The sequence below is a fragment of the Rhizobium sp. 01T444 genome, from assembly GCF_056398305.1.
Window position 1 is genome coordinate 1 of sequence record NZ_JBFTPD010000166.1, and the last position, 723, is coordinate 723.

A 723-nucleotide genomic window follows, 5' to 3' on the forward strand; every position below is an offset into this window, starting at 1 on the left:
GCATGACGTCGTCGAAGCGGCCAGTTGCTCATCTTTCGTTTGACGCCGCGCGGATTGCGACGCCCGCTACGCCTGGCAACGCGCTCCTGCAAGATCTCCTCAAGCACGCCCTCATGGAACGCTTTCCTCTGCACAGGGGGGAATAGCGTTGAAGGCGGGGAGTTTGCGGGACAGCCGGTCGGGATCCACATTCGCCTGTAGCCCCGCCTCGTGCATCAGCGCGCGCACCGCGAAGCGGGTCATCAGGAGCCCGTAGAACTCCTGGCACACCAGGTCCGGGGTCTTGCTTCGCAAGACGATCCGGGCCCCGCGCAGGTGGGTCTTGAGTTCGTCCAGGGCTGCTTCGATCTCCCAGCGCTCGTGGTACAGCGCGGCCGGCTCCTGGGCGAGGGCTTGTTGTGCGTTCCGCACGCTGGTGACCAGGCGATAGATCGGCTCGGCTCCGGCCACGCCCTCCAGGCGGTACTCGATCACGCGCAAGACAATTGCGTTGGTCTGGTGTCGGCGATCGCGCTCGGACGGATAGATGCGACTCAGGTAGGAGCCATCGGCCAGTCGCCGCTCGCAGGAAAAGCGCATGKTCTTGCGGGTCCTCCACAGCAGCTGTACCTGCGTGGCGAGCGCCTCGCGCCACATCTCGAAGCCTAAGAATCCCCGGTCGGCCAGGCACAGCATCGTGCTACCCGCACACAACGAATACAGCGTCCTGCAACTCATCGCCGA

1 protein-coding gene is annotated in these 723 nt (G+C 64.7%); it reads right to left on the reverse strand.

The annotated features are described in order from the left end of the window. Positions 1 to 111: 111 nt before the first annotated feature. Positions 112 to 723, reverse strand: a 612-nt coding sequence (locus tag AC1DTN_RS37775) for a transposase (RefSeq protein WP_477925251.1), incomplete at its 5' end; no start/stop codon positions are given.